The sequence below is a fragment of the Streptomyces sp. x-80 genome (genome assembly GCF_046549095.1).
GTDB lineage: Bacteria > Actinomycetota > Actinomycetes > Streptomycetales > Streptomycetaceae > Streptomyces > Streptomyces celluloflavus.
The window spans coordinates 249,905-267,878 of the sequence record NZ_JAJPWM010000014.1; the positions used below are offsets into that span (position 1 = coordinate 249,905).

19 protein-coding genes and 1 pseudogene are annotated in these 17,974 nt (G+C 68.4%); 11 read left to right on the forward strand and 9 right to left on the reverse strand.

The features are described 5' to 3' along the window. Positions 1–148 precede the first annotated feature (148 nt). The gene (locus ACLJWH_RS27240) at positions 149–1,246 is read left to right on the forward strand and encodes a hypothetical protein (RefSeq protein ID WP_411144394.1); all 1,098 of its coding nucleotides are present in this window, start codon (positions 149–151) and stop codon (positions 1,244–1,246) included. Positions 1,247–1,812: 566 nt separating this feature from the next. Here the strand turns inward: ACLJWH_RS27240 and ACLJWH_RS27245 are convergent. Then, on the reverse strand, positions 1,813–2,169 hold the full coding sequence (locus tag ACLJWH_RS27245; RefSeq protein ID WP_411144395.1) for an ArsR/SmtB family transcription factor: 357 nt from the start codon (positions 2,167–2,169) through the stop codon (positions 1,813–1,815). An 89-nt stretch (positions 2,170–2,258) separates the two neighbouring features. On the opposite strand from ACLJWH_RS27245, the gene ACLJWH_RS27250 reads away from it, so the two are divergent. Together ACLJWH_RS27250 and ACLJWH_RS27255 are read left to right on the forward strand one after the other, a co-directional pair. Further along, entirely contained in the window at positions 2,259–2,612 is a 354-nt protein-coding gene (locus ACLJWH_RS27250; RefSeq protein ID WP_411144396.1) for a hypothetical protein, read from the forward strand. An 18-nt stretch (positions 2,613–2,630) separates the two neighbouring features. Next, on the forward strand, positions 2,631–3,374 hold the full coding sequence (locus ACLJWH_RS27255) for an SDR family NAD(P)-dependent oxidoreductase (RefSeq protein ID WP_411144397.1): 744 nt from the start codon (positions 2,631–2,633) through the stop codon (positions 3,372–3,374). Positions 3,375–3,572: 198 nt separating this feature from the next. Here ACLJWH_RS27255 and ACLJWH_RS27260 read toward each other — a convergent pair whose 3' ends face one another. Then, positions 3,573–4,241: a class I SAM-dependent DNA methyltransferase gene (locus ACLJWH_RS27260; RefSeq protein WP_411144398.1), complete on the reverse strand. Its 669-nt coding sequence runs from the start codon at positions 4,239–4,241 to the stop codon at positions 3,573–3,575. A 64-nt stretch (positions 4,242–4,305) separates the two neighbouring features. Further along, a complete protein-coding gene (locus ACLJWH_RS27265) occupies positions 4,306–4,932 on the reverse strand; it encodes a hypothetical protein (protein ID WP_411144399.1) in 627 nt (208 codons plus the stop codon). A gap of 71 nt (positions 4,933–5,003) precedes the next feature. On the opposite strand from ACLJWH_RS27265, the gene ACLJWH_RS27270 reads away from it, so the two are divergent. After that, positions 5,004–5,192, forward strand: a complete 189-nt coding sequence (locus ACLJWH_RS27270) for a hypothetical protein (RefSeq protein ID WP_411144400.1) — start codon at positions 5,004–5,006, stop codon at positions 5,190–5,192. Positions 5,193–5,365: 173 nt separating this feature from the next. On the opposite strand, the gene ACLJWH_RS27275 is transcribed toward ACLJWH_RS27270, so the two are convergent. Then, positions 5,366–5,866 carry a CGNR zinc finger domain-containing protein gene (locus tag ACLJWH_RS27275; RefSeq protein ID WP_411144401.1) on the reverse strand — a complete coding sequence of 167 codons (501 nt, stop codon included), beginning with the start codon at positions 5,864–5,866 and terminating at the stop codon, positions 5,366–5,368. 81 nt (positions 5,867–5,947) lie between these two features. Here ACLJWH_RS27275 and ACLJWH_RS27280 point away from each other — a divergent pair, with 81 nt between their 5' ends. Further along, positions 5,948–6,829 carry an alpha/beta fold hydrolase gene (locus ACLJWH_RS27280; RefSeq protein ID WP_411144402.1) on the forward strand — a complete coding sequence of 294 codons (882 nt, stop codon included), beginning with the start codon at positions 5,948–5,950 and terminating at the stop codon, positions 6,827–6,829. Positions 6,830–7,255: 426 nt separating this feature from the next. Here ACLJWH_RS27280 and ACLJWH_RS27285 read toward each other — a convergent pair whose 3' ends face one another. Continuing rightward, entirely contained in the window at positions 7,256–7,912 is a 657-nt protein-coding gene (locus ACLJWH_RS27285; protein WP_411144403.1) for a TetR/AcrR family transcriptional regulator, read from the reverse strand. Positions 7,913–8,057: 145 nt separating this feature from the next. On the opposite strand from ACLJWH_RS27285, the gene ACLJWH_RS27290 reads away from it, so the two are divergent. From ACLJWH_RS27290 to ACLJWH_RS27305, 4 genes are all read left to right on the forward strand, one after another. Next, positions 8,058–9,386: an MFS transporter gene (locus ACLJWH_RS27290; RefSeq protein ID WP_411144404.1), complete on the forward strand. Its 1,329-nt coding sequence runs from the start codon at positions 8,058–8,060 to the stop codon at positions 9,384–9,386. Further along, entirely contained in the window at positions 9,379–10,344 is a 966-nt protein-coding gene (locus ACLJWH_RS27295; protein WP_411144405.1) for a D-2-hydroxyacid dehydrogenase family protein, read from the forward strand. The genes ACLJWH_RS27290 and ACLJWH_RS27295 overlap by 8 nt, the downstream gene beginning before the upstream one ends. A 50-nt stretch (positions 10,345–10,394) precedes the next feature. Beyond that, positions 10,395–11,288 (forward strand): MBL fold metallo-hydrolase, encoded by an 894-nt coding sequence (locus tag ACLJWH_RS27300; protein WP_411144406.1) that lies wholly within the window; start codon positions 10,395–10,397, stop codon positions 11,286–11,288. A gap of 63 nt (positions 11,289–11,351) precedes the next feature. Beyond that, complete coding sequence (locus ACLJWH_RS27305) at positions 11,352–12,218, forward strand: aldo/keto reductase (RefSeq protein ID WP_411144407.1); 867 nt, start codon at positions 11,352–11,354, stop codon at positions 12,216–12,218. 225 nt (positions 12,219–12,443) lie between these two features. Here ACLJWH_RS27305 and ACLJWH_RS27310 read toward each other — a convergent pair whose 3' ends face one another. Beyond that, entirely contained in the window at positions 12,444–12,671 is a 228-nt protein-coding gene (locus ACLJWH_RS27310) for a hypothetical protein (protein WP_411144408.1), read from the reverse strand. Between the two features lie 609 nt (positions 12,672–13,280). Between ACLJWH_RS27310 and ACLJWH_RS27315 the strand changes: the two genes are divergently transcribed. Then, positions 13,281–14,165 (forward strand): IS3 family transposase, encoded by an 885-nt coding sequence (locus tag ACLJWH_RS27315; RefSeq protein WP_411144409.1) that lies wholly within the window; start codon positions 13,281–13,283, stop codon positions 14,163–14,165. A 287-nt stretch (positions 14,166–14,452) separates the two neighbouring features. On the opposite strand, the gene ACLJWH_RS27320 is transcribed toward ACLJWH_RS27315, so the two are convergent. After that, positions 14,453–16,606, reverse strand: coding sequence for an MFS transporter (locus tag ACLJWH_RS27320; protein ID WP_411144410.1), 2,154 nt, complete (start codon positions 16,604–16,606; stop codon positions 14,453–14,455). 214 nt (positions 16,607–16,820) lie between these two features. Between ACLJWH_RS27320 and ACLJWH_RS27325 the strand changes: the two genes are divergently transcribed. Further along, positions 16,821–17,462 (forward strand): TetR/AcrR family transcriptional regulator, encoded by a 642-nt coding sequence (locus ACLJWH_RS27325; protein WP_411144411.1) that lies wholly within the window; start codon positions 16,821–16,823, stop codon positions 17,460–17,462. A 142-nt stretch (positions 17,463–17,604) separates the two neighbouring features. Here ACLJWH_RS27325 and ACLJWH_RS27330 read toward each other — a convergent pair whose 3' ends face one another. After that, positions 17,605–17,823, reverse strand: coding sequence for a helix-turn-helix domain-containing protein (locus tag ACLJWH_RS27330; protein WP_411144412.1), 219 nt, complete (start codon positions 17,821–17,823; stop codon positions 17,605–17,607). Between the two features lie 55 nt (positions 17,824–17,878). Next, positions 17,879–17,974: pseudogene (locus ACLJWH_RS27335) on the reverse strand (transcriptional regulator); the annotation flags it as partial.

Sequence of the window (17,974 nt, forward strand, 5' to 3'; positions counted from 1 at the left end):
AGGAACGCTACTGGAGAACGTGCCTTGGCCGTGGCGGTCCCCAGGGGCCGGAACGCGGAGCTTGGGTGCGTCATGGTGTGGCAGAGCCGTGTGGTGCACGGCGATGGCCGTCCCTGAGAGGGGACAGGAGAGAAGCAGGGAAGGGATCGTGGACAAAGGCGGGGCGTCCATACCGGACGAGGAGTGGGAACGCTTCCTGCAGGAAGCTGAGGCGGGGACTTCGGGGGCGCCGGAGGAGCCGTCAGCGCGGGCCCGGATCGTGGCGCGGCAGCTGCAGCAGGAGCGCGGCCGGCCGCAAGGGTGGCGGACTTACCAGCCGGCCCGGCGTCAACGGCGCACAGTCTGGTACGTGGTCGGTGTGCTGGTCGTGGTCGGATTGCTGGTCGTGGCAGCGGACCCGGGCAGAGTGGCGGGCTGGTTCGGCGGCGGAGGTGGTGGGAAGGCGCCGCTCGCCGCGGAGTCGGACCGTCCGGGTGGGCCGAATGCGGCGGACGGACCGGCTCAGCTGCCCACCGTCGATGAGCCGTTCAGAGGGGCACCTGCCGAGCGATGGGGCAATGGCGCGGAGGGGATCCACCTGCCTGAGGCGAGGGCGACCGGCTGGATGAGCCAGGAGCAGGTCGCACAGGCCCTCGTCCGGACGCAGGACTTCCTTACCGGGGCCAACCTGGATCCCGGTGTGCTGCGTGGGGAGCGCCCAGGGAAGGCGATCGCGTTGATCAATCCGCATCAACGCGACGTCCAGGACTACCTGGCCACCGCGTTCCGTGCGCCCAGTCGGCAAAGTGATCCCCTGTTGTTGTTCAGCCGCTTCACGACGGCGAAGGTGCGGCTTGTCGGCAACGTGGTGAAGACTCGGGGCCTGATCACGTACCAGGAAGGGGAGCGCCGCGCACTCAAGGTGACTGCCGATGTCACGTACGTCTACCCGGTCGTGCGCGCCGCGGCGGGAAGCGACGAGGTCGCGCGCACCATTGTACGCCGCGAGATCGTGATGAGCTGGGACAACCCGGAGAAGGTGGTCACCGAGCCGGGAACGTTCTCCCTGGTCTCTTACAAGGCGGACACGACCAACGGCGGCTGCGACAACGCCACCGGCTACTTCATCCCCGAGTTCAGGACCGAGCGCGCCGTGACTGGCCCGGGAAGTGGCCAGAGGGTCGACCCGTACGACCGGAACAAGTCGATGGACGCGCAGATGCGGGAGGGCAGCGACAGGGAATGCCGGACCGCCACGCGATCGTGAGCCAGGCTGTTGGAGGAGATACGCCCGAAGGGCGCCCCCGCGGGGGCGCCCTTCGGGCGTATCTCCTCCAACAGCCCCCGTCGCCCGTGGCGGGTACCGGACGGCCGTCCAGCACCGCCACCGCGACCGCGACCAGGCCGTCGGCGCAGCGGACCAGGGGCGCGCCGACCGGCTGCCCGGTGGCCAGGTCCCGCACCCGCAGCGTCCTGTCCCCGCTGCCGGGCAGGACGACCGGCCGGCCATCGAGGACGGCCGTAGCGGCGCCAGGGCGTTGGGCCACAACAGACCGCCCAGGCCGGGGACTTCGGAGACCGGTAACCCGGTTGGGGTGAGTGGGCGGGGGCACTACCTGTCATCCGCGGGGGCGGCGGCGGTCGGGCCGACGTGTGACGCCGCCGAGCGGGCGCGGCGGGTCCGCGGGCACCGGGAGATCGAGGCGCTGCGCCATGTGCGGGATGTGGCGTTCGGGGAGGGCACATCGAAAAGTCCGCACCGGCAACGCACCACACGCGAGGGTGCGGCCACCGCCCTCGCCCGGTACGGCCGGGAAGCTCGCCCCTCACTGCTCATCGCGAGCGTTTCCGCTCGATTCCGTCCGCGGCGAGCACCGCGTCCACCAGCCCCGGATAGAGCTCGTCGAGATCCCGCCGACGCAGCGACAGGTAGCGTTCCCGCCCACGCACGCGGGTGTGTGTCCATCCTGCCTGCCGCAGGATTCGGCAGTGGTAGCTGCCGGTCGCCCGGGTCACCGGAAGATCCATCTCCGCAGCGGTGAGTTCCCCGTGCTCGGCCAGCAGCGACAGCATGTGCCTTCGCAGCGGATCGGCCACCGCGTGCAACACGGCATCCAGTGCGATGTCGGCGACGTCCGGCTGGTCCGAGTCGGCGGGGGCCGAACCCGATGAGTCTGCGACACGTACCATGTAGATAACTCTCTAACTATTAGATAGTCTTCTTACAGTTCGAAGTTCCTCTACGAATCGTACCGTCGCAACCCACAAAGGGGACCACCATGTCCACGCCCGGCCCGCTCCGCGTCCTGTTCCGCCTCTGGGTGACCCGCGAGTTCTACGCGGCCCCCGCCGAGGAGCAGGCTCGTGTCTTCCGCGCGCTCCCACCCGCCTTTGACCGGCTCGGCGAGCGCTTCGGCATCACCGTGCTCGGCACCCTCGACGAGGACGTACTCCAAGTCGGCACCGGCGCACGGGAACCGGTCTCCTACGTGCTCGCCGACGCGCCCGACCTGACCGCCGTCCAGGCCGTGTGCCAGATAGTGCGCACCGGGCAGGTCGGCGACTTCCCGCTGTGGAAGTTCCTGGAGATCGATGCGCGCATCGGCCACGAACTCTTTTTCGCCACCAACTGAGACGCCAGGGAGCAGAGCATGACCACCATCAACCTGTCGGGCAGGACCGCGCTGGTCACCGGCGCCGCGGGCGGCCTCGGCGCCGCCGTCGCCGAAACCCTCCACAACGCCGGAGCGCAGGTGGCCCTGCTGGACCAGGACAGCGAGGCCAATCGACACACCGCGACGCGCATCGGCGACAGCGCCGTCGCTATCACCGCGGACCTCGCCGACCTCACTCAACTCGATCGAGCCCACCGCGAGGCCGTTGAACGCCTCGGCACGATCGACATCCTGGTGAACAACGCGGCGATGGCACCCATGAACGGGCTGTGGGAGATCGAGCCCGCCGAGTGGGACGCCGTGTTCGCCGTCAACGTCCGCGCCTCCTTCTTCCTCACCCGCACTGTCGCTGAGGGCATGCGGACGCGCGGTTTCGGCCGCGTCGTCAACATCGCCTCGCTGTCCGGCCAGAAGGCCCGCCCCACCAGCGTCCACTACGGCGTGTCCAAGGCCGCGCTCATCGCCATGACCCGCAACTTCGCCCTCGACCTCGCCGCCCATGGCGTCACCGTGAACGCGGTCGCGCCCGGCATGATCGAAACGCCCATGGTGCACACCATCGGGAAGCAGAAGATGGCCGAGCTCGCTGCCGATATCCCCGTCGGCCGTATCGCCGAGCCGACTGAGGTCGCCGACCTCGTCTGCTTCCTCGCCGGCGATACGGGCGCCTTCATCACCGGTGCCACCTACGACATCAACGGCGGCGTCCTCATGCGGTGACCCCACCGGCACAAGCGGCACCCGGTTCGCGCCGAGACTGCGGCAGGGCCCCGGCAGGAGGTTCTTGCCGCAGGCAGGGGCAAGGTCCTAGCCTCCCGACTCATCCACCGCGCCCACAGCATCCGAACGGAAAACAGCGGTAGGCGCCGGATGATGGGTTCCGGCAGGAGATCCTGTGCCGCTTCCGACGCCTGATCGTCAGCTGGGGCGCTTGGCCATGACGACCAGACCCGGCCCGCTGTACTCCTCCGGAGGGAGCCGGAGTTCGGCGACCAGGTGCAGGCCGGCCTGCTCGATCAGCTCCACGAGTTGTTCCGGCCGCCATTTGTGTGTCGTCCAACGAACGGGTACGCCCCCGTATGCCTCGGTGCGCACCGCGTCTTCGTTGCCCATGTGTGTGCCGATGATGAAGTGTCCGCCTGGCTTCAACGCGCGGGCGAACAGGGCGAGAACCTGGGGAAGGACGTCACGGGGCAGGTTGAACAGTGACCACCACCCGAGCACGCCGCCGAGGGACGCTTCGCCAAGGTTGAGATCGGTGGCGGAGGCGACGCTGAAGCGGCATTGCGGATGAAGACGGCGCGCGTTCTCGATCATGCGAGGAGAGAGATCCACCCCGGACACGTCGAGTCCGCGTTCGGCGAGGTAGGCGGTCACCGTTCCGGGTCCGCAGCCGACATCGAGGACAGGCCCGAGCCCGCTCACGGTGTCGGCGAAGGCGTCGATCGCCGCCTTGAGCCAGGGATGGCGACGGATGTCGCCGACTCCCGTGGTCACCACCATGTGGGCGTAGTTGTCGGCCACGCGGTCATAGGACTCACGGACCACGTCGAGATCGGCCGGGCGGTCAATAGGGTGTGCACGCATCGGCCAACGATAGGACTGTGCGGCGGACTTGGGACTGGTAAGGCGGTCAACGCCAAGTTGTTGATCACGGCTCGGCTGTTCTCGTGGGGGCGTTGACGCGGCCCTCGTACTCGCGGCTGGCCTTGCGCGGTGCCGGGACCGCCGGGACACCTCGGACGCCGTCGAGGGGTTGGCGGCGAGCAAGGAGCCGGCGGTGGACCGCGGGCGTGGTGCTGACGCCAAGGGTGTAGCCCTGGCCGCGCCGTACGGTCACGCCGTGGTCGGGCGCGGCCCGCTCGGCGGGCTCCAGTTCGGCCGTGCGGAGGATGTCGGCGATCTTGCCCGGCATGTCGAGGATGACTGACAGCTCCGCGGCCGGGGCGTCCTCGCGATCAGCTGCGGTGCACTCAGGCACGAGGTCGGCAACGGCCGTACGAACGCCGCCGCGGCTGACGCCGTGCTCGCGGGCCGGGGCGGCGGCGATGGACCAGCCCTCCGGATACACCGCGCGCACAGCCTTGGCCTTCTCAGCCGCGATGGCCGGGCGGCGGCCGCCCTTGCCGCCCTTGGCCTCGGCTGCCCGCAGCCCGCCGTAGGTCAGCTCGCGCTGGAGGTCACGCTGGAGTTCGCCGACGCCGGCGAGAGTCTGCACCATGAACTTCACCGTGCACAGCAGTACCCCGGTGCGCGGGTGGCGCACGGTGAGGTCCATAGCGGAGAACGCGCCGTCGTGGAAGCGCAGGGCGAGACGATCAGGCGGAGGACGTCGAGCACATCCAGGACGTGCTGGGTCCCGCGCACGAGGCGGAACATCTCGGACCCAGGGCCGCGGACCTCCGCACGTTCAGCCAGGCCGACCTGGACGCCATCGCCGACGAGCTCAACCACCGTCCACGCAAGACCCACGGCTACCGCACCCCGGCAGAGGTCCACGCCGGCCTCCTGAACAGCGGTGATGCGCTGGCTGCTTGAGCTCGCCATCGATTGACGGCAAGGCAGGCGCGGGCGTGAGTAGTTGAGGTACCGGAAATCCAGGTGAGATCGATCCCGGTGGGCCAGCACACAGGCCGGGGGCTGCTGGGGTTCGCGGAAAGCCCGCAGTGTGGGCACCGGCGGCGGCTACGGTCCGGCTTCCGCTCGGGCGATCACTTCTCGAAGCGCCGCTTGCGTGCGTGGGTTCGCGCCTTCATTCGGTTGCCGCAGGCTGCCATGGAACACCACCGGGCAGTCCCGGGTCGGCTGTGGTCTATGAGGAACAGATTGCACTCCTCATTCGCGCAGGCCCGCAGCCGTTGCGGGAGTTCCGTGGTGACGCGCGACCACGCGAGTACTACGCGGACCGCAAGCTCCTCATCAGGCGCTGCCTCCAGTTGCCAGGACACGCCTGCGGGCGAGACGGCAGGGCGGAGTCGTGCCCGGTCGAGCGCGGAGGCAAGGCTGCTGACATCTGAGGATGTCCCCCGAATCAGTAGGTGCAGCGTGTCACGTACGAGGCGCAAAGGGCCGCACTCCCCCCTCGTGCCACACCCGCCCAGTGCTCGTATCCAGTCCGCCGCCCCGTCCCCGCTCAGGACGTCCGTGGGGTGCCCGTCGATCACCGGTGCGCTGTTGAGCACGGTGAGCAGCAAATCCTCGTCCTCGACCACGGCTCACTCTCCTTGACATGTCATTCAGTCCTGTGCATGATCAGCATAACCTAACCTGTTAAACCTAAATAAGAGGTTACCGTGGTTGCTGTTCATCACCGGACCGTGGACGTCAACGGCTTGACCGTCTTCTACCGAGAGGCGGGCCCATCGGACGCCCCCGTCCTCCTGCTGCTCCACGGCTACCCGACGAGTTCCCACATGTTCCGCCACCTGATCCCGGCACTGGCCGGTCCTTACCGGGTGATCGCACCCGACCACATCGGCTTCGGCCGCTCGTCGGCGCCCAGCACGACGGACTTCACCTACACCTTCGACGCCCTCACCGAGGTAACCCGCGACTTCCTGGCCGGCCTCGGCGTGCACCGCTACGCAATCTACGTACAGGACTACGGCGCGCCCATCGGCTGGCGACTCGCGCTGGCGTCCCCGGAAGCGGTCCTCGCCGTCGTCTCACAAAACGGCAACGCCTACGAGGAAGGGTTCGTACCAGACTTCTGGGAACCCATCTGGGCCTACGGAGCGCAACGCAGCCCGGAGAACGAAGCACGGCTACGGCCCGCTCTGGGCCGGAAAGCCGTCGAGTGGCAGTACACCCACGGCGTTCCAGACCCCAGCCTGATCGATCCCGACGCCTGGGAGCACGACCTGGCGCTTCTTGCCCGCCCCGGCATCGACCGCGCCCAACTCGCCCTGTTCGGCGACTACGCCAGCAACCGCACCCTGTACCCGGCGGTGCACGAGTGGCTGCGGTCGAGCCGTGTCCCCGTCCTCGCGATCTGGGGCCGCAACGACGAAATCTTCGCGCCGGCTGGTGCGGAGGCGTTCCGGCGCGACGCCCCGGACGCGGAGATCGTCCTGCTCGACGGCGGCCACTTCCTCCTGGAGAGCCACCCCGACTCGGTGGCCGACGCCGTCATCCAATTCCGCCCACGCGTACTCGGCGCGCCAGTCAGTGGGTGACAGAACGCCAGGCTCCGGAGCCGTTCGACCGACCCTGACGAATCAACGAGCGGCGCCCGTGAGCGGCTGTAACGGGCCGCCCTGCTCGTGGAGTTGGACGGGCACCCGCACGTGCGCCGCGACGAAGCCGGTGACGACCAGTGGCTGACCGAGACTGTGCGCGAGGGGCTGGTGTGGCTCCGTTCAACCTGTACCTGGGCCACAAGCGCCAGGATCACCCTGCTCCCGGCCCGCCTGTAGGGCGAGAGGTCATGCCGCCTGGCTGTAGCCGTCGGCTCCCGCCGGGCCGTCGCCGCGGAGCGGGCTGAAGTCGGTGCCCAGACGCGGACGAGGTGACCGCCGGCCCCGGCGGGGTGACGACCGATGACGTCGGCGTCGTCACCTGCGACCTCACCGCCACCGCCCGGGACGACGGCCGCGCCGACGTCACCGTCTCGAGAGCAGCATGTCGGCCGCTGTGTGCAGGGCCGTCGCGGTCACTCCGTCTCGCAACTGCGTGGAGATGCCCAGAAGGAAGCCGTGGATCATGGATGTCATCCCGTCGATATCGGTGTCGGTATCGAGTTCACCGGCGGCGACTCCCCGTTCCACGCACCTCTTGATGCGCATCCGGTCGGCTCGTCGGCGTGCCGCGACAACTGCACGCATGCCGACATGATCCTCCCCCGGCGCCCGCATGGTGCCGGACAAGGCGATGAGGCAGCCGACAGGGTGTGACGGGTCGGCCTGCATATCGATCGAGCCGTGCAGCAGGCCGGAGATGGCCTCACGGGGACTTATCGTCTCGTCCGCGACGATGTCGGTGGCGCTGCCCGGACCCTTCACATAGTGCTCGACGACCCGCTGGAACAGCCCCTCTTTCGACCCGAAGGCGGCGTACAGGCTCGCCGAGGACAGCTCGGTGGCCGCACGCAACTGCGACATCGAGGTTGCTTCGTACCCCTGCTCCCAGAACAGCAGCATCGCGGCCTCAAGTACGGCCTCCATGTCGAAGGCGCGGGGTCGCCCGGCGGACGGCACATGGACCTCCTGTGTCGTGAAACGAACGCTTCGGCACGGGGAAGCGCTGCCCTTCTCCTCCATTCTGGACCACGCGCTCCGTAACCCTTATCGATGCCCCTGCGTGACCGGCGACCGGGGCGGGTGGGGTCGGGTGACCCTCACCACCTTTGGATCGATCAATCCAGAATGCCTTGACTGGCATCGTGTCCGGTGTGAGGATTCTGGCATGAACGATCCACAATCCGGGTCGGGCGGTGCCGCCGCCCGGCCACCACTGCGCCGCACGACAGTTCTCCTGCTGGCCGTCGTGTGCGGCGCGACGGTGGCGAACATCTACTACGCGCAGCCGCTGTTGCCGGTCATCTCCCGCGCGCTGGGAGTCACCGAGGGTGCCGGCGGCCTGGTCGTCACCGCCTCGCAGATCGGCTACGCGATCTCGCTGGCCCTGCTCGTGCCACTGGGCGACGTACTGGAACGGCGTCGACTGGTGACCGTGCTTCTCGGACTGAGCGCCGTTGCCCTGCTCGCAGCGGCCCTCGCCCCTTCGCTGGGTCCGTTGTACGCCGCGGTCGCGCTGGTCGGGGTGACCTCGGCCGTGTCGCAGATCGTAGTGCCGATGGCCGCGTCGCTGGCCGCCGACCACGAACGCGGTTCGGTGGTGGGCACGGTGATGAGCGGCCTGCTCGTCGGCATCATGCTCGCGCGTACCGCCGCCGGGTTCGTCGCCCAATTCGGCGACTGGCGGCTGGTGTTCGTCTTCGCAGCGCTGCTGATGGTGGCACTGGCGATCATCCTGCGCCTGGTTCTCCGTCCGATACCGCCGTCCGAGAACACCCCCTACCACCGGCTGCTGCACTCGGTGCTGACGCTGGTACGTTCCGAGTCACTGCTGCGCCGGCGCATGGGCCTGGCCGCGGTCGGCATGGGGTGCTTCACCATCCTGTGGACCGCGTCGTCGTTCCTGCTCGCCGGCCCGCGCTACGGGTACGGCCCCGCCGCCATCGGTCTGTTCGGTCTGGCCGGGGTGGTGGGGGCCACCGCAGCGGTGGCCGCCGGCCGATGGGCGGATCGCGGCCGTGGCCGCCAGGTGGTGACCGGCGGACTGCTTGTGCTGACGGGCAGTTGGGGAGTGCTCGCCCTCGCTGACGCCGGTGGTGCCGGCGGCGTGATCGCGCTGGTCGTCGGCATCATGGCGCTCAACCTCGCTCAGCAAGCCTTGCTGATCAGCCATCAGAGCGCCCTCTACCGCCGAGTCCCGCACGCACGCAGCCGGGCGACAACGGCCCTCATGGTCGCCTCGTTCGCCGGCAGTACCGTCGCTTCCGCGCTGGCGTCGGCGCTGTACTCGCTCGTGGGCTGGGTCGGGGTGTGCGCGCTCGGCGCCGTGATCGCGCTGATCGGCGTTGGAATCTGGACGCTCGAACTTCTTCGCCCCAGCCCCTCCGAACCGTTCGCCGCCCCGTCGGCCACTGTGGGCGCCTGTGCTACCGCGACGGGAGTCGCGGCACGCACCGACCACGAGGACCCGTGCCCAAAGGAGCCCGTTCGTGCCTGAGATACACCGAGTGGCAATCCTGGACGACTACCAGCAGGTCGCCCACCGGTACGCCGACTGGAGCGCCCTGCCCGACGGCGCCCGCCTCAGCGTCTTCACCGAGCACCTGGGTGGCCCGGAGCAAGTGGTCGCCGCGCTGGAGCCGTTCGACGTCGTCGTTGCCATGCGTGAGCGCACCGCCTTCCCGGCCGAGGTACTCGACGGGCTGCCGAACCTGCGCCTGCTGGTGACCACGGGCCCGGTCAACACGGCCATCGACGTGACCGCCGCCGAGCGCGCGGGAATCGCGGTGTCCGGCACGCGCGCGGCAGGTCTGATCCCTACCGCCGAGCTCACCTGGGGCCTGATCCACGCCCTCGCCCGCTCCATCCCCACCGAGGACCGTGGCCTGCGAGAGGGCGCCTGGCAGCACACGGTCGGACGCGACTTGCACGGAGCCCGCCTCGGCGTCATCGGCCTGGGAAACGTGGGAAGTCGCGTAGCCCGAGTCGGACTCGCCTTCGACATGGACGTCGTCGCCTGGAGCGCCCACCTGGATACCGAGCGCGCCAAAGCCTTGGGCGTCACACCCGTCGGCAAGCACGAACTCCTCGCCACCTCGGACGTGGTGACACTGCATGTCCCGCTCTCCCCGCGCACCGCCGGTCTCATCGGGCGCGACGAACTCGCCCTCATGCGGCCGGACGCTCTCCTGATCAACACCTCCCGGGCCCGCCTCGTCGACGAGCAGGCGCTGCACGCCGCTCTCAAGGCGGAGAACCTGGGCGGAGCCGCTCTGGACGTCCACCCATCTGAACCGCTCCCCGCCGATTCTCCGTGGCGCAGCGCGCCGCGGACGGTTCTCACCCCACACCTCGGCTACGTCACCGCCGGGACCTACGAGACCTTCTACCGCGACGCACTCGACGACATCCTCGCCTACGCCGCGGGCCAACCGATACGCGTGATCGCGCAGTGAGCGAGTCACGCCACCACCACACGAAACACGAACGGAGAAAAGGACCGACCATGACGATGCACACGCCCACCACCGGCACGGCGCAGGACGACGGCACCGACAACTCGGGACGCCGGCTGCCGGGGCCGTGGACCCGCACCATCGGACAGCTCACCCTGAGCTACCTTCCCGACGCCGGCGTCCACATGATCCCGACGCGGGTCTACCCCACCACCAGGGACGAGCACTGGACGACGCACCGCCCGCACGTGACGGACGCCGGCCACCTGGCCATGGGCTGCGGGGCACTGCTCGTCGAGCGGGGCGGAACCCGCCTGCTCCTCGACGCCGGCCACGGCCGCATCTCGGGCGACGATCCGGAACACTTCCAGCACGGCTTCGACCACGTGCAGGACCTGCCCGACGCTCTGGCAAGCCTCGGCGTCGCCCCAGCAGCCCTGGAGACGGTCGCCTTCTCCCACTTGCACGACGACCACAGCGGCTGGGCCCGACCCGACGCGGTCGACGATGCGCACAGCCTCTTCCCCCACGCGCGTTGGCTCGTCGGAGAAGGGGAACTGCAAGGTCTGGACCCCGCGGCGGGCCCACGGCTGGCCGGGCAGAGTGAACGAACCACCACTGTCGCCGACGGGACCGAGATCTCCGAAGGGGTCCGCGCCTGGGCCTTGCCCGGACACACCCCCGGGCACACAGCCTGGATCCTCGACACCGGCGACGGGCGTCAGATCGTGGCCTTCGGCGACGCCATGCACTCACCCGTCCAGGTCCGGCACCCCGACTGGGAAGTCGTCCTCGACCACGACCCCGCCGAGGCAGAACGCTCACGGCGCCGACTCGTCCAATTCCTCGCCCGAGACGGGGTCTTCGGCTTCGGCGTCCACTTCGCGGACCAGCAGCTCGGTACCGTCGACGGTACCGGCCACTGGCGCCCGTGGAACGACTGAACGGACGTCCGATCCCCCCGCTCACACATCAACAACACGTACAACCAGCGCGGAGACCCGTAAATGAACTCCATGAACCAGCCCGCCACCGCGGCAGGCACCTTCCCCCTAGGCGCCGACCTCCCCGTCGTCCGCCTCGGCCTCGGCACCATGCAGATGACTGGCCGGGGGGTCTGGGGGGACCCGCAGGACCCGGACGAGGCCGTCCGCGTCCTGCGCCGCGCCGTCGACCTCGGAGTGAACCTCATCGACACCGCCGACTCCTACGGCCCTGTCGTCACCGAACCGCTCATCAAGAAGGCGCTGCACCCCTACCCGAAGGACCTGGTGATCGCCACCAAGGCCGGGCTGACCCGCCCGGGTCCCGACCAGTGGATCCCGGTGGGCAGGCCCGAATACCTGCGCCAGCAGGCCGAGATGAGCCTGCGCCACCTGGGCCTGGACCGCATCGACCTCTTCCAGCTCCATCGCATCGACCCCAAGGTGCCCCTTGAAGAACAACTCGGTGAGCTCCAACTCCTCCAGCAGGAAGGCAAGATCCGGCACATCGGACTCTCCGAGGTCTCCATCGAGGACGTTGAGAGGGCGATGAGGACCACCCCGATCGTGTCGGTGCAGAACCTGTTCAATCTCGCCGACCGCAAGGCCGAGCCACTGCTGGAATACGCAACGGATCACGGCATCGGCTTCATCCCCTGGTTCCCGCTGGCCACCGGAAGACTGTCGCTGGCCGACGGACCACTCGCCGGCCTGGCACGGCAACTCGGCGCGACCCCCGCGCAACTCGCCCTGGCGTGGTTGCTGAAGCGTTCGCCGGCTGTGCTGCCGATCCCGGGAACCTCTTCGGTCAAACACCTGGAGGAGAACGTCGAAGCCGCCGGCATCAACTTGCCGGACACCGGGTTCGAAGCCTTGGCCCAAGCCGTCTGACGCCGGGCTGCCCGTTCTTGTCGGCGTCGAGCCGGGGAGCCGGGGAGCCGGCGGCCCGTGACCGCTGCGAACAGCGGTCACGGATGACGTACGCAGGAAATCACCGATCGCCGGATGTGTCGGGCCATCAGAAATGTCGTGCACGGGATGTGCACCGCGCTGGCCTGGCGGTGGTATTCGCGCAGGTTACACCGGCAGTACGTCAGTGCTTCGGCAGCGGCTTGATCAGGTAGAGCCGGCGGCCAGGTCCAGACCGGTCAGCATCACGTCGGTGCCGTTCCAGCGGTACGAGCGCTGCCGCTGCCACACGGAGCTGTTGCCGCTCAGGGCGGCCCGGTGCGCGTCCACGACGACCTCGGACCGCTGGCCCCAGTTCTGGATCTCATCCGCGTGGCGGTTCACGGTCCAGTCCTGCCCGCCCCGGATGTGCTGGGCGATCAGCCCGGGGATCACCTGGAACCGCGCCACCTTCGGCCAGGGCCACGGCCAGCGTCTCGACGCTGCCCCGCAGATGGTGGTTGCTCGTGCCGGGGTCGGTGTCGAACAACTGGAGTACGGCGTCCCTCAGATGCCCCCGGCCGACTTGGATGGTGGGGAGGCCGCGATAGGTGACAGGGAAGGGGAAGCACGACCTCTGGGCCTGTGGGTACACATCCCCCGGGACCATGTCGTTGCCGTCCTCGGTGAACGTGTAGACGATCCGGCGGTTCTCGTGCTGCACGTAGAAACCCAGCAGATAGTTGTCGGACCGGCGGAAGAGTGAGCTGTACTGAGATTTGTGGAGTCCGTGATGCCAGGCTTACGGTCCTGGCGAAGGAGAACCACCAGCACCATGGCAGCACCCCGTAAATATCCGGACGAACAAAGAAGCCCTGTGTGGCTGGGTCCGGCAGGCCGAGGCCGACCGTGGCGAGCGGAACGACCGGCTCGCCACTGCCGAGCATGACGAGTTGAAGCGACTCCGCAAGAGAGTGGTGGAGCTGAGGCGGGCGAACGAGATCCGGAAAGCCGCCTCGGTGTTTTTGCCCAGGAGATCGACCGTCCCCGGACGAGGCCGAGCAGGTGATCGATCATCTGCGCGCGAACGGCCTCGGGGTCGATCCCGTCTGCCGGGTGCTGGAACTGTCTCCGTCGACGTACTTCGCCCGCAAGAATCGGCCCGCGTCGGCCCGCCGGCTCCGGGACGAACAGCTCATGCCGGTGATCGAGGAGATCCACGCCGAGTCGGGCGGCACCTATGGCGCCCGCCGGATCACGCGCGCTCTGCGGGGCAAGGGCGTCGAGGTGGCCCGCTGCACCGTTGAGCGGCTGATGGCTGAGCTCGGCCTGGAAGGCGTGATCCGTGGCCAGCGGCGCCGGACCACGATTCCGGAGCCGTCGGCGCCTCGTCCGCCGGACCTGGTCGACCGCGACTTCACCGCGTCCCGGCCCGACCAGCTATGGGTCACGGACATGACGTATGTCCGCACCTGGTCGGGGTGGGCGTATGTGGCGTTCGTCCTGGACGTGCACTCGCGGATGATCGTCGGCTGGCAGGTCGCGAACCACATGCGCACCGAACTCCCTCTGGAATCCTTGGAGATGGCGCTGTGGCGGCGGAAGATCAAGAAGGACTCCGGTCTGGTTCATCACAGCGACCGCGGATCGCAATACGTATCAATTCGGTATACCGAGCGGCTGTCCGACATCGGGGCTTCGGCCTCGGTCGGCTCCGTCGCGGACAGCTACGGCAACGCGATGGCTGAGGCCCTGAACGGCACGTTCAAGGCCGAGCTGATCGAGATGCAGGGTCCTTGGAAGGACGTCGACCAGGTCGAGCGGGCGATCTTCCAGTGGGTCACGTGGCAGAACGAAGAGCGTCTCCACTCCGCGCTCGACTACGTACCGCCCAGCGAGTACGAACGGGATTTCTGGCGGAGCCAAGAGCGAGTCCCACAATCCGCCTGAACCATCAAGACCGGACTCCGCGACCGCTCCACAAGAAGTGGATCAGAACCGCTTGCGGAGACCGCCGTCTGTGTCTGGAGCCCGGCGATCAAGGTCGCGGCCTGGACGGAAGGTTCATCGGCACCCGCAGGGTCGGGCAGCAAACCGAGGCGGAGGAAGGCTTCGTGCTGCCGGCTCCTGTCGTCCAGTGAATGCGCAGACGCGGCCCCGTTGATGCGGGGCCGCGTCGATTGCGCAGCTTGCGACCGGCGCGGGTACTACCGTGCCTGGTCGACGCCGCCGGCTGCTCAGCCTGTTGTGCGGTAGGGCTTAAGGAACGGGAACACGGCGTCGAGGAAGGCTTCGGGGGCTTCTTCGGGGACGAAGTGGCCGCAGTTCGGGATGACGACGCCGGTCACGTCGTCGGCCAGTGACCGGACCTCGGATTCCATGTTCTCTCCGCCGAGTGCGTCCCCGGCCACGGCGAGTACCGGGATTTCGAGCTTCTTCTGCTTCCGGCGGGTGCTCTGGTCCATCGTCTCGTCGATGGCGCGGTAGTAGTCGAAACTCGCCCGCAGCGCCCCCGGCAGACGCAGCGCCTGGACGTAGACCTCCACCGCCGAAGCCGGGATGGAGGTCGGTGTCGCCGCCTTGGTGGCGAATTGGTGACCGAAGTAGATGTCTTCGCGGCCCTCGACCAGTTGCTCGTTGACTTCGTGCGCCCGGTTGAAGTTGAAGTGCCACAGGAAGTCGCTCAGCCGTCGGTCGCCGAGGAGCGGAGGTGAAGGAGAGATGCCGGGGATGATGGCATCCACCAGGGCCATCCGTTCGATGGGGGCGGGACGGTCGGCCGCCATCGCGTAGGCCGTCCACATCCCTATGTCGTGCCCGATGACGGCGAACTTCTCATGGCCGAGCACGGCCATGAGTTCATGGAACTCACGGGCCGAGGTCGCGGAGTCATAGCCTGTCGCCGGTTTGTCGGACAGCCCCGTGCCGCGTGGGTCGGCCACGATCACGGTGTGGTGCTCGGCCAGCGGCAGCATGACGTGGCGCCACTGGTACCAGAACTGGGGCCAGCCGCCGATCAGCAGCAGGGCCGGGCCGGATCCGCCGGTGACGGTGTGCAAGCGCACGCCGGCGACATCGACGTACCGGCTGGAGAAGACCTCGGCGAAGCCCACAGGAAGATCGGGCACGCCGGTTACCGTGCCGAATCCGGTCGGCCTGGGGCTGGTCTGCTGGGATGTTGAGGTCATGGTGGTCAGAACTCCTTGTGCAGGTCGGTCACCGAGTCGGTGACCGCGCTCGGATGTGCGTGGTGGTCGGTTGGCTGTTGCCGGGGGGCCGGGCGGGAAGGCGTGCCGTCGGGAACTGCCGACGATCGTCAGGGCGATGGCGGCGAGTACGAGCAGCACCCAGGGGAAGGACCCCGTGCCCGCGGTCGCCAACAAGGCCCCGCCGACGGCGCCGCCACCGAAGATGGCGAGGTTCCACACTGCAGTGATCATGGCCTGGGCGACATCGGCGTCGGCTCCGGCGGCGTCGGCCGAGGCCGTCTGAAGCTGGGTTGCCGCACCGCCGAAGGCCAGTCCCCACACGACCGTTGCCGCGTAGAAGGCGATGGCGACGCCTTCGGCGAAGGCGAAGCCCACTGCAGCCAGACCGAACCCGCCAAGGCTGAGAAGCACCAGCCTGCGAAGGGCCCTGTCGATGAACAGGCCGGTGAACCAGATCCCGATCAGGGAGGTGAGGCCGAAGACCAGGAGGACGGCATCGACCCGGCCGGGGACACCCGCGTCGGCGAGGAAGGGTGCGGCGTAGGTGTAGAGGATGTTGTGCGCGAGCATCCAGGTGAAGACGACGGCGAGGACTGGACGGACGCCGGGGATCGACAGTGCGCGCAGCACGGGAGTGCGGTCCTCACGGGTTTGGCCGGGCCTGTTCGGCACGACCGCGAGCACCCACGCGACGAGTGCCACCGTGATGATCGACATGGCCGCGAAGGTCCAGCGCCAGCCGGCGGCCGAGCCGGCGAAACTGCCGAGCGGTGTGCCGATCGAGAGCGCCACGGGCGTCCCGGCCATGGCGACGGCCAGTCCCTTGCCGGCGATTTGCGGTGGCACGATGCTGCGGGCGTACCCGGCGATCATGCCCCAGAGCAGGCCGGAGAAGGCTCCGGCTATCAGCCGTGCGACCAGTGCGAACGTGTAGTCCCCCGCGAGGGCGGTGGCGGTGTTCGCCGCGACGAAGCCGAGGATGCCGGTGACCAGGACCGGTTTGCGGTCCATGCCCCGGGTGATCGCCACCGCCGGGACAGCGGCGATGACCGTCCCGAGTGCGTAGGCGCTCACCAGTTGCCCTGCTGCCGCTTGGCTCACTGAGAGGCCGTCGGCCAGCTGGGGCAGCAGACCGGCCGGGATCGTCTCGGTCATGATGATGACGAATCCGGTCAGGGCCATCGCGAGCAACGCCGGCCACGGCAGCCGCGGGCGGTTTCTGCCGCCTGGCGGAGGCCGGTCGTGCGGCAGCCGCGTCGAGTCTGCGTGCACTGAAGCAACTTGCTCCACACCGAGTTTTGGATCGGTCATGCCATAAGTCAAGGGCCCCGAAGATGCTCTTGTCAAGGATTTTTGGATCGACTATTCTTTAAATGGTGCGAGGAGGGAGAACCGCATGGCGCGCACAGGCAGGCCACGACAGTTCGACCGCGACGATGTCCTGGAGGCGGCGCTGAGGCTGTTCTGGGAACACGGGTACGCAGCGACGAGCCTGGCCCAGCTGCGTGAGGCCATGCGGATGTCGTCGGCGAGTTTCTATGCGGCGTTCTCGTCGAAGGAGCAGTTGTTCGACGCCGTCGTGGAACGGTACGCGTCGAGCTTCGGCCGGGTGACGGACGCGATTGCGGACGACGAGCTACCACCGCGGGAGGCGGTGGAGCGGATCTTGCGGCAGTCCGCTCAGATGCAGACCGACGCGTCGCACCCCAGTGGATGCCTACTGGTGTCCGGCGCGACCTGCTCACCGGCGAACGTGACGGTGCATGAGTTGCTCACGGGGCGACGGAACCTCGTGCGCGCCAACGTCGTGGCATGCGTCGAGCGGGCGAAGTCGCTGGGCGAACTTCCGTCCGGCACCGACGCCCAAGCGCTGGCGTCGGTCTTCGTCAGCTTCCTGTGGGGCCTGTCCACCGAAGCCCGGGACGGTGTCCCCGCGGGCAGACTCGACGCGGCAGTCGGCTACCTCATGGGAGTGTGGGACGCGACAGCTGTAGCGCACACGGGGAGCATTACGCCGCAGTCCACTTCCGTCACCTGACACCGCGGTGCGGGGACTTCAGGTGCAAGTGGCAGCTCCGGCCTTGTGGGTGCCGGAAAGCACATCCACGCTGGTCAGGCTGCATGTCGGTACTCGTGGAGGTTTCCGTCCGGGGCGGAGAGCCTCACTCCTACGCTCTCACTCATACAACGCAGCGCGAGATCGTCAGCAGGTTGGACGCAGCAGGCGTCGGTGAGGGCGGGGGCGTCCCGCCGTACACCCATGTTCCGCCCCGCTCGGAGTCGATGAGCCCAACCTGCTTGAGCAGCCTGAGGTGGTGGTAGATCGTCGGCTGGGACAGTCCCCTGCATGAGCGAGGGGCCTGGCTCGGTGGCTGGCCGCCAGGCCCCTCGCATATCAATGACGGCGACGTTGCCTGGCTAGCTGTGCCATCTCATGACATTGGTTCCTCGCGGTCAGGCTTGGCGAGCATAGGACGTGAGGCGATCGGCGAGCGCGGTGACGAGGTCGCGCAGTTCATCGGGGCGCTCGATGACGAACGGCCGGTCGAG

Excerpts from the sequence above, each read along its gene's own strand:
- ACLJWH_RS27245 (WP_411144395.1), bottom strand. The coding sequence starts at position 2,169 with ATGGTACGTGTCGCAGACTCATCGGGTTCGGCCCCCGCCGACTCGGAC.
- ACLJWH_RS27250 (WP_411144396.1), top strand. The coding sequence starts at position 2,259 with ATGTCCACGCCCGGCCCGCTCCGCGTCCTGTTCCGCCTCTGGGTGACC.
- ACLJWH_RS27255 (WP_411144397.1), top strand. The coding sequence starts at position 2,631 with ATGACCACCATCAACCTGTCGGGCAGGACCGCGCTGGTCACCGGCGCC.
- ACLJWH_RS27260 (WP_411144398.1), bottom strand. The coding sequence starts at position 4,241 with ATGCGTGCACACCCTATTGACCGCCCGGCCGATCTCGACGTGGTCCGT.
- ACLJWH_RS27265 (WP_411144399.1), bottom strand. The coding sequence starts at position 4,932 with ATGGACCTCACCGTGCGCCACCCGCGCACCGGGGTACTGCTGTGCACG.
- ACLJWH_RS27285 (WP_411144403.1), bottom strand. The coding sequence starts at position 7,912 with ATGGAGGAGAAGGGCAGCGCTTCCCCGTGCCGAAGCGTTCGTTTCACG.
- ACLJWH_RS27290 (WP_411144404.1), top strand. The coding sequence starts at position 8,058 with ATGAACGATCCACAATCCGGGTCGGGCGGTGCCGCCGCCCGGCCACCA.
- ACLJWH_RS27300 (WP_411144406.1), top strand. The coding sequence starts at position 10,395 with ATGACGATGCACACGCCCACCACCGGCACGGCGCAGGACGACGGCACC.
- ACLJWH_RS27305 (WP_411144407.1), top strand. The coding sequence starts at position 11,352 with ATGAACTCCATGAACCAGCCCGCCACCGCGGCAGGCACCTTCCCCCTA.
- ACLJWH_RS27320 (WP_411144410.1), bottom strand. The coding sequence starts at position 16,606 with ATGGCCCTGACCGGATTCGTCATCATCATGACCGAGACGATCCCGGCC.
- ACLJWH_RS27325 (WP_411144411.1), top strand. The coding sequence starts at position 16,821 with ATGGCGCGCACAGGCAGGCCACGACAGTTCGACCGCGACGATGTCCTG.